Genomic DNA, 13,212 nt, shown 5'->3' on the forward strand with positions numbered 1-13,212 from the left:
GATCATGATAACGAATTCGATCAAGGAGGAAAATAAATGAAGCTTAGAAGCAAATTACTTGCAGTTTCGTTGGTTTCCATATTTACGCTCACCTCTGTCGGTTGTACTCAGCAGGCGACAGAGAATCAGAATAAAGCGTCCGATACGACGATTCGGTTTGTTGCTGAGGCCTCGGGATTAACGGACGCCTTGGAGAGTCTGGTTCCCGAGTTTACTCAAAAAACGGGCATCAAGGTAGAGTTTGAAAAGCTTCCATACGATATGGTCGTGCAGAAAACGATGCTGGACTTTACTTCCGGCACGGGATCTTACGATGCAGTATCATTACCCTACGAATATTTGGGGCGGCTGGTCGATAAAGGGTATGTCAAGTCAATCGATGAATATTTGAACGACAAGACTTTAACACCAGATGATTTTGATGCGAAAGACATTATTCCTGCCATGTGGAATGGAAGCGCTAACTGGAAAGGCAAGATGTACGGTTTTCCATCGAATCCTACGATTACGTTCATGTGGTACCGGAAAGACTTGTTGGAGAACTCGTCCGAGAAAGAAGCGTTTCTCAAACGCTTCGGATATGAATTAAGTGTGCCTAAGACGCCACAACAAATGAAGGATATGGCACAATTTTTTACCCGCAAGAAAGGCGAAACTTTGGCGGGCAAGGCACTGGACCACAATTTCTACGGGATGTCGATTATGGCCAAAAGGCACTCGGCACTCTCAGCGGATTGGCTGAGCTGGGCATGGGCATATGGTGGCGGTATATTTGATAAAGGCTATGAAAGCGGAAAAATCGTGATGAATTCCGATAAAAACATGGAGGCGCTCAAGTATTATGTGTCCTTGTTCGATTATGCCGTGCCGGGCAGTGTGGATTATACCTGGGATGAAGTGACGACAGCGATGCAGCAGGATTTGACCTTCGCTACCATTAACTATAACGATCAAATTCCAAATCTGCTCGATGAATCCAAGTCCAAAGTAGCCGGAAAAATGGGATACGCTCTACAACCGGCCAATGATCGTCCAACAGCCAATTATGGCTCGTGGACCTACATGATTCCGGCCAATTCCAAACATTCGAAGGAGGCCTACCAGTTCTTCACATGGGCGCTATCCAAGGAGACGCAGAAAAAATGGACGTTGCTCGGAGGGATTCCAGCAAGAGAATCCGTCTTTAAAGATCCGGAAATCAGCAAGATCGAATACATGCCAATGACGCTTGAAGCTCTTAAAATAAGCGATTTGCGCCCCAGAATCTCGGAATGGGGAGAAATGGATTCGGCCATGTCGGAGGAGCTTCATAAAGCCGTAACGAAACAAGCCAGCCCTAAGGATACATTGGATAAATTACAAGCAAAGTTTGAAAGTATAATAAAATAGCAGTCCGGTCATTGCCGCACAAGAAAATGAGGCCACGGGAGCAATACTCCCGATGGCCTCAAGCTTGTTTTAAAACCTGTTAAAAATCCCTCATTCTTTCATGTGCATTCAACTCATATACATCTTTCAGAGAATGATACAAGGCAGTGAAAACAGCGTAGGTCTTATCATACTCCATACGTTCAGCAGGTTCATATCTCTTCTTCATGACGACACAATGATCCACAGCATCTTTGAATGTCGGGAAAAACCCTTCTGATACGGCGCCAATCATGGCAGCGCCGTAGCAAGGAGCCTCTTCGTTTTCTGGAAGCTCAATGACCTGCTTTGTGATATCTGACTTCAGTTGGGTCCACAAAGGCGATTTTGCTCCGCCACCGGTGGAAATGATTTTATTTATGTTGACTCCGGAATCGCGCATATAGTCCAGATTCTTTTTCAGCAGACAGGCAACACCCTGCATAATAGCCAGTGCGAAATCGTATTTATCATGCGAAGCATGGATACCGAAGAAGACGCCGGAAGCATTTTCATTAAAGTCAGGAGCGTTTACTCCTGTCAAGTATGGTAAAAATACAGGCGGTATACGATGGGGTCGCTGCATAAGGGTCTCATTGATATCTGTAAATGAAATGTCTTCCAAAAACTCATTCTTGTACCATTCCAAACTAAATCCGCCACTCTCGCATACCGGTAACAGGACGTAAGTATCCGGGAAAGGTCCGCAATTCAGCGGAATCCGGCTTTCACTGAAAAGAGGGGCGTTTACCAGAGTAGCGATAGATAAAACGGTTCCCGCAGATTCGCTGATGACGCCTTCTTTGATGTTTCCGGTTCCGATCATGCCGGCAAAATGATCCAATGTTCCTACATTGATCTTCGTATCAGAAGTCAACCCGATCTCGGAATCAATCCATGCCGATAAAAGGGTCCCGGCAATACTGCAGGAAGGAAGCACTTCAGGCAACTGCTCTGTCTTCACGCCGCAGTAATGGAGGATATCTTCCCAGTAGCATTTTTCTGTGATGTTAAAATAATGAGAAAAGCTATAGATAGAGTAATCTCCGGCTATGCGGCCGCATAATCGATAGATGATATAATCTTTCAGCAATAAATAATGAGCAGTCTGATTGAATATATCGGGTTTATTTCGGTTCATCCAAAGCATCTTTGTAATCGGCCATGTTGGGATTAATTCGGGCTGGCCTGTAATGCGGTAGCACAGCTCGGAATCAAATACAGAAGATAATTCTTCACATTCTTTGCGGGAGCGCATATCCAACCAGGAGATTGCGGGATGTACGGGCGTTTTGTTTTCGTCCAGTAAAATAAGAGATTCTGCCTGCCCGGTCAGGACAATCTGGATGACATCTTCGTTGTTTGAAGTTTTTCCGATTGCAGCCGTTTTGCAGATCATTTCTTTAATGCATGTGAAATACTGGTCAGGGTCAAATTCTACAAAATCGCCACTGCGGTTATAATGTACGGTTTCTGAAAGTGTAGTAAGCGGAGTCAGATGCTTGTCGTATACAGAAACTTTGATATTCGTCGTACCCAAATCAATCGATATGATATTCATACTTCGTTCCTCCTGTTTTTTTTTAACAAATTGCCTACAGAATCTCTGGAAACGAGGATGGGGTCAGAAGAAAAAAAGCATGTTTCAGTACGTCCTTCCAATAACGCCGATTGTAAAATCCTGATGTAGTTCTCTGCCATTTTTTCTTTGGGCAGGTGTATGGTGGTCAGAGGCGGCATGGAAAAAGCTGAAAGAGGATTATCATCGAATCCAATAACACTGATATCTTCCGGAATTTTAAAATTGTACTGCATAGCAGCTTTGTATACTCCGTGAGCCAACGTATCATCAAAGGTCAGTACACCTGTAAACGGAATACTGAACGCATTCGTGTCGTAATCCCATAATTTCTGCATGGTCTGAAAGCCGTTTGCGATGGATGAATGTGTTGTTTTAACCATATCTCTGTTAAACGGAATATGATATTCGCTGTAAGCCCGTTCGATCCCTAATACAAACTGTTCACTCGTGGGAAAGGATAAGGGCTCTGTGATCACTAAACAATCCCGATGTCCATTGGACAGCATTTTACAAGCTGCAAGATATCCGCCATGCGCATAATCAACATGAACATGGTGACAATTTGTCTCGTAGCGAACGCCCTGAAGGATTAACCGATTGGACATCTCTGATAACAGCTGTAAATTAGTTGAGTTCATGGATGTCGGTTCGAGAATAATAAAATCCGGCTGTCTGGAAAGAACAGTCAGTATATTGGCGCGTTCAATTTTTTCACTGAACTGCGAATCAAAAATCATCGTGGTATATCCATGATCAGCCATCTTGATCGAAATGATGCGGAAAATATAGGTAAGTACAGGGTTTTCGATATCATTAAAAATGATTGCAATGGTTTTGGTAGAATTGCTTCGCAGGCCTTTGGCTAGTGAATTCGGAGTATAGCCCATTTCATTTGCTTTATCTAAAACCATCTTTCGGGTCTCTTCTTTAATGGCAGGGTTGTTGTTCAAGGCTTTAGATACAGTTGAAAATGAGATGTTCAATTCCTTTGCAATGGTTTTAATCGTAATCGGTTTGTTTGTATCTGTCATTGCCGGATACTCCTTTCTTCAATGAGGAGCAATAACGCGGAAGGTTGTGTGGATAAATATCTAGAACAGAGTACAATATATTTACAACGTTGTCAATGAGCTTCGAGACACGAAAAGCGAATTCGAAAGAGTGATTGACAAAACGATTAAAAGCTAATATGATCATTACAACGTTGGAAAACAAACAAAAGAAAACATGTAAGCGTTAAATTTTTTTGTTTAAAAATTACAACGTTGTAAAAGGAGGCTTAAAATGAAGATAGCATGTACGAATTTAATGCTGCCGGGAAACAGTTTGACCGAGCAGGCCAGCCAACTGTACAAATGGGGTTACGATGGCATCGCGATATTTGTGAACTATAGCGAATGGAGCGAAGAACTGCACCAGGAAATACTTGCGTTGCAGGAAAGAACAGGAATCATCCCGTGTGAGTTTGCCTTTGGAGACGAGATTTACGGACGCTTAATGGATGACAATATGGAACTCAGAAAAAAGAGCAGGGAAATGTATAAGCTGGCGGCTGAAATCAGTGGTGAAATCGGAGCAGTCACAGAGCTTGAATTTGCATACGGTCCGCAGAATCCGCTGCCATTGTTTCATCCTTATCAAAAAATGACCGAAGCGGAAGAGCTGGAGTTTCTGGAAATGTACAAAGAAGTGGCCCAACCCCTTAGGGGGACCAAGGGCAGGATGCTGCTTGAAGGGATTAATAGATATGAAAGCCCATACTTAAACAGTATCAAAGACTGCAAGGATGTCATTGACAAATTAAACATAGATAACTCCGGAGTTTTAGCAGATTTCTTCCATATGTCCATAGAAGAGACGGATATGGTTGAAAGCATTAAATACGCAGGAGACTCGATTCAACATGTTCATTTAGGCGACAATAACCGTCTGCTTCCGGGCTACGGAGCAATCGATTGGAAGGCGTGCTTCAATGCGTTGAAAGAGGTTGGTTACAATGGCTTTCTCAATTTAGAATGCAGCACCTGCGGAGATCCATCGAAGACACTGCCCGAGACCGCGGAGTTTTTAAAGAAGATGTTGAAGTAGGTGATGTTATGACAAATGATTTTAAAATAAGCAAGCCATTTTTCGAAATTGGCCCCAAGACATATCTCTATGGAAAAGAAGCGGTAGAACTGGCAGTAGAAGCTGACAGACTCTGTGAAAAATATGAAGTTGATATCATTTTTACTGCTCAGTATACAGATATTGAGCCGATTTCAAGGGCAACCCAATACATTAAAGTATTTGCGCAGCACATGGACCCCATTTATCCGGGAAGAGGAGTGGGAGCGGTTTTGCCTGAGGCGGTAAAAGCAGCAGGAGCGGTTGGCGTTCTTTTGAATCATGCGGAGAAACCATTGACCATGGAAGTGCTGACACAAAGTATAAAAAGAGCACATGAAGTGGGTCTGGCAACATTAGTATGTGCTGGAAGCCCTGAAGAAGGGGCCGCAGTAGCATGTCTGAACCCGGATATTATTTTAGCTGAATCACCCGCACTCATAGGGAAGGGCGCACGCGGTCCTCAGGATATGGAAGAGATTGCAAAAATCAATCATGCCATACACCAGGTGAATCCTAATATGCTGATTTTGCATGGAGCGGGAATAACCGATGAAAAAGATGTTTACGCAATCATTAAAGCTGGAGCTGATGCCACGGGTTCAACCAGCGGAATCCTAAAGGCAGAGAAGCCAGTAGAAATGATGGAAAAGATGATTGCATCAGTGGCAGAAGCATGGAAGATAAGAAAAAAATAAAAGGAGAATTCATATTATGGCAGTATTTCATGAAGTATTTAAACTTGAAACAGGCAGAAGAGTGAGTTTTGATGACGTTACAGAACAGGTACAGGAATGTGTAAAAAAATCAGGAATTAAAAACGGGCTTGTCAATGTTTTTTCACAGCACACAAGCTGCAGCGTATTTCTACAGGAGGATTCAGAGGATGTTACTTTTTGGAACACTCCGCTGATCCTTCAGGATATGATAAACGCATTGGAGAAAATCATTCCGACATGTCAGTATGAGGGGCAATACCTGCATCCGGGTCCGATTCATACAAAAAATGCAATGGAATTAAGGGATGAAAAGCCGGAATGGTTGCTGAACACAGACGGACATTTACGTTCTGTTTTGCTTGGGCGGTCGGAGACAATTCCGCTTTTGGAAGGTGAAATGACTTTAGGTGAGTTCGGAAGAATCTATTTTTCGGATATGGATCAGACGAGAGAGCGTACACGCATGGTGCGTGTGCAGATTATTGGCGAATAAGTTGGGAATTTTAAAATAAGAGGAGGAAAAGAAAATGGGAATTTTAGAAAAAATGAGATTGGACGGGAAGAAAATATTTGTTACAGGCGGTGCAAGAGGAATCGGAAAACGCTTTGCAATCGCACTTTCCGAAGCCGGGGCAGATGTGGCCATCGTTGATGTTGATTTGGAAGAGGCACAGAAAACCGCAAAGGAAATTGCACAGGCCAATCATAATAAAACGATTGCCATTAAAACGGATATTACCAAGCCTGACGAAGTGAATAAGATGATTGAGACGATTCTAAAAGAATTCGGCAGACTGGATGTAGCCTTTTGTAATGCAGGAATCGGACATGTGGTACCGGTAGAAGAGGATACGCTGGAAGATTGGACCAGAGTCATCAACGTAAACTTAAATGGAACTTTCTTAACCGCGCAGGCAGCCGGGAGAGTGATGATACAACAAGGAGGAGGCTCGATTATTAATACCGCCTCAATGTCAGCCCATATTACAAACGTTCCTCAGAAAGAATGTTCGTATGCGGCATCGAAAGCAGGTGTGATAGCCATGTCAAGAAATATGGCTGTGGAGTGGGCGGATAAAAATGTGCGTGTCAATACGATCAGCCCGGGATATATGGCGACGGAGATGACACTGAATGATCCGGGATTGACGCCATTGATCAGTCAGTGGGAAAAGTTGATTCCGGTGCATAGAATGGGAAAACCGGAAGAGTTGGAAGCTATTGCTGTTTATCTAGCAGGAGATATGAGTTCTTATACAACAGGGGCGGACTTCCGCATTGATGGAGCTTACACTTGTTTTTAGGGTAAAAGAGTTTCAGAGAGGGATTCACCTGTTTATGGCATCAAAAAATGTAGGTTATGGCATTTAATTTGTGCAGTGCCATAGGCGCTGCACAAAAAGCCATTTGTCAACATTCCAAAATCCGGGTCAATCGATTATTTAGAAGCAAAGATTTATTGACTTTGAATGAATGCGGTTACAATTCCTTATTAAATTTCGAAAGCTTATAATCATGGCAGTCAATGGACTTTGCCCCAGGGAATCAACCCAAAAGTGTAATCCAGTTCCGTGTGCTTCTAAGTAATGAAAACCCTTACTAAACACTATTTCCGTACAGATTGTTTACTTGACCGGCTCGTATAAATTAGTTAGGTGGGGATAGGATGAAGGCTGGGAGAGAGAGCTTTTTTGATAGAATTGGTATACCAAGTGTCTTATCGTGGAGTTATTTGGGTGTTTTAGTATTTATGATTGGTAATGGGATCGAAATAGGCTGGTTAAGTCCCTATTTGGAGGATAATGGATTAAGTATTCAACAAGTTTCTACTTTATTTAGTATGTATGGTGTGACTGTAGCGATATCATCCTGGTTTGCCGGCGTATTTTTTGAAACATTTGGTGCTAAACGAACAATGCTATTAGGAGTAATTTTTTGTGTCGTTGGTACAGTAGGTTTCGTAAGCTTAGGGTTAAAAGAAATGTCTTATTCGATATTATTGATTACACAGGCCATAAAAGGGTTTGGATATCCTCTTTTTGCCTATGCGTTTTCAGTTTGGATTGCATATAGAAGCCCAGCCGAAAAACTAAGTACAGCATATGGATGGTTTTACTTTGTCTTTTCAGGCGGGATGCAAGTGTTGGCTACTTTTTATGCTAGTTGGGCTATCAATCAACTGGGTCATATTAATACTTTATGGACTACGCTCATTTTTATTATTACTGGCGCTTTTTTTGCGCTCGTACTTAATCGCGATAATATTAGCCCTCAAAGTAATAATAGTACAATGGATAAAATTAAAGAGGTTCTAAAAGGAATAACAATTCTTAAAGAACATCCCAAGCTATTTATAGCTTGTATCCTTCGAATTATAAATTCACTTTCTCAGTATGCTTTTCCTGTCTACTTGCCTATGTATATGATATCTCAAGGTTTTACTACCTCCGAATGGCTAAGCATATGGGCAACTGCTTTTACTAGTAATATCTTGTTTAATTTGATTTGGGGAATAGTTGGAGACAAAATAGGATATAAAAGAACTATTATTTGGTGTGGTGGAGTTTTGACTGGAGTAGCATCTTTGCTTCTATTTTTTGCTCCACAACTGGTTGGAGCAAACTACATTATAGTACTTATACTTGGGATGATTTGGGGAGCAGGTGTAGCAGGTTATATACCATTAGATGCAATGTCAGCTAATATGGTTGAAAATGATAAAGGGGCAATCATGTCAGTATTGAACCTGGGAACAGGTTTGTCTGTTGTTATTGGCCCGGCAATAGTTGGTCTATTCATAAATTACATTGGTGCAAGCGGTGTCACTTGGGTAGTTGCTATACTTTATTTTATAGGTGCCTTGCTTACTAATTTCCTGGATGAGCCTGAGAAGGTTCCTAAAAATATTACTTAATCCGACAAAATGATAAACACGCAAAGGCGCCAAATGGCGCCTTTTTGTTTGCTTTTATGGCACATGCGGATCGGCCGAAGGTTCCTCGTCGAGCTCTACCCAGGCGCTCGTCCATTTCTCCAATTCCCGGAAGACGGGAGCCAGAGCGCGGCCTTTGTCCGTGAGAGAATACTCGATGCGAACGGGAGTTTCCGGATACACGTCCCGCTTGACAACCCCCTCTTGCTCCAAATCTTTTAATCGCTCCGATAGCAATCTTCCGCTGATCTGAAGGGCGGTCTCTATGGCACAGAACCGCTGAGGGCCCTTAAGCAGCTGATGGATGATAAGCCCGGCCCATCGTTTACTGACGATCCGCATGCCTTTTTCAAATCTGGGGCATACTGAATTCTGATTCATATCCCGTCACCTCGCTTTAGTTCTATTATACCGCATGATCCAATGAATTAGTATAGTTGCAAACAAAAATATAGTTACTTGACATACTTCATTTATCATCATATACTTACTTACATAAAGTAACCTTATTACTTAGGGGGTACCATGATGATTCCAGCGTTATTTTTAGCGCACGGCTCTCCGATGCTTGCTATCGAGCAGACGCCTTATACCGATTTTTTGGCGAAATTGGGTGAGCAGTACGAGCCCCGGGCGATTGTCATCTTTACGGCGCATTGGGAAAGCGAGACGCTAATGATTTCTTCGACGGACGATGTCTACGATACGATCTACGATTTCGGCGGGTTCCCGGATGAACTGTATCAGGTTAAGTACCCGGCCAGAGGGTCCACAGCGATCGCGGCGATGCTGGAGCAAAAACTGACGGCAAACGGTATCGAAGTTCGCACCGATTCGGTCAGGGGGCTCGATCACGGCTCTTGGACGCTTCTTCATCGCATGTATCCGAAGGCGGATATTCCGGTAGTCCAAGTATCGGTGAATCCATATCTTGCTCCTGAGCGGCAATACCGGATCGGCGAGGCGATTCGCGGGCTGGGACGGGAAGGCATCCTGGTGATCGGCAGCGGGGTAACCGTGCACAACCTCCGGATGCTGAACTGGGGCCAGAAGACGCCGGAGCCGTGGGCGGTTGCCTTCGACGACTGGCTGCTTGAGAAGCTGCAGTCCAGCGACTTGAATGCGTTGTTCCATTATGAGGAACAAGCCCCGTATGCCCGTCAGGCCGTGCCGAGAGCGGAGCATTTCGTGCCGCTGTTCATCGCGATGGGAAGCGGGGAAGAACAAGCTCAGGTGATTCATCGGAGCTACGACTTAGGCACGCTCAGCTATATGTGTTTGCAATTTTAAACGATATCTACACGAAAATAAGGAGAGAGAACTTTTGAATAGAAACTATGAAGTGAGTCTGCTGTTGATCCGGCTTGTGCTTGGCATTTCTTTTTTGGTTCATGGCGTAGTTAAATTTCAGAGCGGCATTGGCAACATCGCCGGTTGGTTCGAAAGTATAGGTCTTCCGGGCTTCGCCGCCTATGTCATAGGAATTATTGAGGTGGTCGGAGGAATCGCCTTGATCCTGGGCCTTGGTACCCGGATCGTATCTTCTTTGTTCGCATTGATCATGATCGGCGCGATCGTGAAGGCGAAATGGGCCGGCGGATTTTTGGGAAGTCCGCAGATGGCCGGGTACGAATTGGATTTGGCGTTCTTCGTCATGGCACTCGCCTTGGCCATTGCCGGGAGCTCGCTGCTGGCGCTCGACGGCTTGCTGTCCGCAGGCAGATCGAAACGTACCGCCGCGTAAATAACAGATCAAAGAGAGAAGCAGGTCTGCGCAGATCTGCTTCTTTTGCATGCCATCGAACAGAAATTCGCTCTTACCGGCATCTTCATTATAATTCGAGTTATTTCGACAAAAAGATGTAGACGGTATATAGGCCTCGTAGGTATAATATAGAAAAGAATAGGATCGAATTGGAAAGAAGGTAAAGACTATGCAGCAAATGATTGGCACCTATGATTGGTTTTTGGTCTTTCTTTCCTATGTGATCTCGGTCCTGGCTTCTTACACGGCATTGGATATGGGAGGCAGAGTCAAAGCGGCCCGGGGGCGTACCCGGTTAATATGGCTTAGTGGCGGGGCGCTGGCCATGGGGCTAGGGATCTGGTCGATGCATTTTGTAGGAATGCTTGCCTACCGGATGCCGATGGAGGTCCATTACGACGTTTCCCTTGTTCTGCTTTCGATGATCTTTGCCGTCATCGCTTCATATATTGCTTTGGCCGCGGTCGGGGGAAGGCATTTTGGATGGCGGAATTGGATCGTTGGAGGTCTGTTTATGGCCTTCGGCATCGTAGGCATGCATTATACGGGAATGACGGCGATGAAGATGAACGCGGTCGTTCAGTACAGCCCGCTATACTTGGTCCTATCCGTTGTCATCGCAGTGATCGCGTCCATGGCTGCGATGTGGCTGACCTTTCATTTTCGCGATGACATCGGCAGGTCCCGCATTTACTATAAAATCGGCAGCGGCTTTGTTATGGGCGCGGCGATTTCCGGCATGCATTACACGGGGATGGAGGCAGCCCGCTTCATCAGTCTGGATCATATGCATTGGATGAATAACGAGCTGAGCGTGGAAACGTCGTTGATCGCTTATGTGATCGTCATGATGACGCTGTTGCTGCTGGGGATTGCGCTTGTGACGTCGTTCGTGGACAAGCGGCTTGCGTACCATGCGGCCAAGCTTCACGAAAGCGAGCAGCATTTTCAATCGCTGTTTGATTATAATACGGATGCGGTGTTTTCCATTGATCTGGAAGGGCGGTTCATCGCCGCGAATCCGGCGGTCGAGGCGATTACGGGCTATTCGGCGGAGGAGACCGTTGGACGCAGCTTAAGCGGCATCTCGGAGCTTTGGAATACCGATGAGCTTGGCTGGAGGGTTGCGGAATCCGTAAAAGGCATCCCCCAGAAGTTCGAAATGACCATCACGCATAAGCAGGGGCAAGCTATCGATCTCAGCATCACCTGCGTTCCCATTGTCGTCAACCGGGAGGTCACCGGACTGTTCGGGATATGTCAAGACATCACGGAGAAGAAACAAGCGGAGCGCCGGATTAACGACCTTGCTTACCGGGACGATCTGACAGGGATGCCGAACCGCCGTTATTTGCTGGAAACGTTGAACGTGCTGACGGAGGCGGAAGAAGAAACCGAAAAGGCGCTTCTGGTCATCGATATCGACCGCTTCAAGCTGATCAACGATTCCATCGGGCAGAAGCAAGGGGACAAGTTGCTGCGGCAGCTGTCGGACCGTCTGTATCACGCCGCCGGCGAAGACAAGGTTATCGCGCGAATCGGCAGCGACGAGTTTGCCGTGCTGCTGAGCGGGATTGCAGGAGGAGAGAGCGAAGCGGCCGTAGAAGCGCTGCGGCTTCACGAGAGGCTCCAGCGTCCCTTTACGCTGGGAGCGCACAAAGTGTATCTCAGCCTCACCATCGGCTACGCGGTACAGCCTGTCGCCGCTAACGGAGAAATGCTGTTGAAGCATGCCGATTCGGCGTTGTTTTATTCCAAAAAACAAGGGCGCAACCGGGTACAAGCTTATTCCTCGGAAATGGACGAAGCATCCGAACAGAAGCTTGCGCTTGAAAACGGCTTGAGGCTTGCGCTGGAGCGGGATGAGTTCGAGGTGCACTATCAGCCGCAGGTCAATATGCAAGGCCGGGTGATCGGAGCCGAGGCGCTGGTGCGCTGGCGGCATCCCGAGCAAGGTCTCGTTTCGCCGGGACTATTCATCCCGGTCGCTGAGGAAAGCGGACTGATTCATCGGATCGGCGAATGTGTGCTGCGTAGGGCCTGCCGGCAAAACAAATTGTGGCAGGAAGCCGGATTCTCGCCGATGCCCGTCTCCGTCAACCTGTCGAACAAGCAGTTCGAGCAGCCGCATTTGATCGAATCGATCCGGGAAGCGCTGCAGGAATCGGGTCTGGAGCCGAAATATCTCGATCTGGAAATTACGGAAAGCATGATGGCCGCGGACGCGAAGAATGCGGAAACGACGCTGCGCCGGCTGAAGCAAATCGGCGTGCAAGTCAGCATGGACGATTTTGGCACGGGCTACAGCTCGCTCAGCTACTTGAACCGGTTCCCGATCGACAAGCTGAAAATCGATCAATCGTTCGTACGCGACATTGCCCATGGGTCCAGCGGGGCGTCGATTGTCGCTACGATTGTAGCCATGGCGCACCATCTCGGCCTCCAAGTCATCGCGGAAGGCGTGGAGACACAGGAACAGATCGACTTTTTACGCGACAAAAAATGCGATTTAGTGCAAGGCTACTATTACAGCAGGCCGCTGCCGCCGGATGAATTTGAACGATTCTTAAAGAACATGGACCGTTCGGCTGAGACTGCGTAATCCCAAAGCATAAGGCCTTTCAAACGAAACTCTCAAGTGGCTGGAGACGTTGCGAAGAGGTCTTTTTGTTCTGTACTTGTATTTTCCCCCCCGGATGCT

Annotated in this window: 12 protein-coding genes; 9 read left to right on the forward strand and 3 right to left on the reverse strand. The window is 45.9% G+C overall.

Annotation, left to right across the window (positions count from 1 at the left end; all coding sequences use genetic code 11):
* Positions 1-36: 36 nt before the first annotated feature.
* Positions 37-1,389 carry an extracellular solute-binding protein gene (locus NLX71_RS07870; RefSeq protein ID WP_254363007.1) on the forward strand — a complete coding sequence of 451 codons (1,353 nt, stop codon included), beginning with the start codon at positions 37-39 and terminating at the stop codon, positions 1,387-1,389.
* A 79-nt stretch (positions 1,390-1,468) separates the two neighbouring features.
* Here the strand turns inward: NLX71_RS07870 and NLX71_RS07875 are convergent, their stop codons facing one another.
* Positions 1,469-2,968, reverse strand: coding sequence for an FGGY-family carbohydrate kinase (locus tag NLX71_RS07875; protein WP_254363008.1), 1,500 nt, complete (start codon positions 2,966-2,968; stop codon positions 1,469-1,471).
* Positions 2,965-4,020, reverse strand: a complete 1,056-nt coding sequence (locus tag NLX71_RS07880) for a LacI family DNA-binding transcriptional regulator (protein ID WP_254363009.1) — start codon at positions 4,018-4,020, stop codon at positions 2,965-2,967. The genes NLX71_RS07875 and NLX71_RS07880 overlap by 4 nt, the downstream gene beginning before the upstream one ends.
* Before the next feature lie 253 nt (positions 4,021-4,273).
* Here NLX71_RS07880 and NLX71_RS07885 point away from each other — a divergent pair, with 253 nt between their 5' ends.
* From NLX71_RS07885 to NLX71_RS07905, 5 genes are all read left to right on the forward strand, one after another.
* Positions 4,274-5,077: a sugar phosphate isomerase/epimerase family protein gene (locus NLX71_RS07885; RefSeq protein WP_254363011.1), complete on the forward strand. Its 804-nt coding sequence runs from the start codon at positions 4,274-4,276 to the stop codon at positions 5,075-5,077.
* Between the two features lie 8 nt (positions 5,078-5,085).
* Entirely contained in the window at positions 5,086-5,793 is a 708-nt protein-coding gene (locus tag NLX71_RS07890) for a triose-phosphate isomerase (protein ID WP_254363014.1), read from the forward strand.
* A 16-nt stretch (positions 5,794-5,809) separates the two neighbouring features.
* Positions 5,810-6,307 (forward strand): secondary thiamine-phosphate synthase enzyme YjbQ, encoded by a 498-nt coding sequence (locus NLX71_RS07895; RefSeq protein ID WP_254363016.1) that lies wholly within the window; start codon positions 5,810-5,812, stop codon positions 6,305-6,307.
* A gap of 34 nt (positions 6,308-6,341) precedes the next feature.
* The gene (locus NLX71_RS07900) at positions 6,342-7,118 is read left to right on the forward strand and encodes an SDR family oxidoreductase (protein WP_254363017.1); all 777 of its coding nucleotides are present in this window, start codon (positions 6,342-6,344) and stop codon (positions 7,116-7,118) included.
* Between the two features lie 362 nt (positions 7,119-7,480).
* The gene (locus NLX71_RS07905) at positions 7,481-8,728 is read left to right on the forward strand and encodes an MFS transporter (RefSeq protein WP_254363019.1); all 1,248 of its coding nucleotides are present in this window, start codon (positions 7,481-7,483) and stop codon (positions 8,726-8,728) included.
* A 54-nt stretch (positions 8,729-8,782) separates the two neighbouring features.
* Here NLX71_RS07905 and NLX71_RS07910 read toward each other — a convergent pair whose 3' ends face one another.
* Entirely contained in the window at positions 8,783-9,127 is a 345-nt protein-coding gene (locus NLX71_RS07910) for a winged helix-turn-helix transcriptional regulator (RefSeq protein WP_254363021.1), read from the reverse strand.
* Between the two features lie 147 nt (positions 9,128-9,274).
* Here NLX71_RS07910 and NLX71_RS07915 point away from each other — a divergent pair, with 147 nt between their 5' ends.
* The 3 genes from NLX71_RS07915 to NLX71_RS07925 all read left to right on the forward strand — a co-directional run bounded on the left by NLX71_RS07915 (position 9,275) and on the right by NLX71_RS07925 (position 13,113).
* A complete protein-coding gene (locus NLX71_RS07915) occupies positions 9,275-10,036 on the forward strand; it encodes a DODA-type extradiol aromatic ring-opening family dioxygenase (RefSeq protein WP_254363023.1) in 762 nt (253 codons plus the stop codon).
* A 34-nt stretch (positions 10,037-10,070) separates the two neighbouring features.
* On the forward strand, positions 10,071-10,490 hold the full coding sequence (locus NLX71_RS07920; protein WP_254363024.1) for a DoxX family protein: 420 nt from the start codon (positions 10,071-10,073) through the stop codon (positions 10,488-10,490).
* Between the two features lie 190 nt (positions 10,491-10,680).
* Positions 10,681-13,113, forward strand: a complete 2,433-nt coding sequence (locus tag NLX71_RS07925; RefSeq protein WP_254363026.1) for an EAL domain-containing protein — start codon at positions 10,681-10,683, stop codon at positions 13,111-13,113.
* Positions 13,114-13,212 lie beyond the last annotated feature (99 nt).

Source organism: Paenibacillus sp. MZ04-78.2, from assembly GCF_024213375.1.
Taxonomy (GTDB): Bacteria; Bacillota; Bacilli; order Paenibacillales; family NBRC-103111; genus Paenibacillus_G.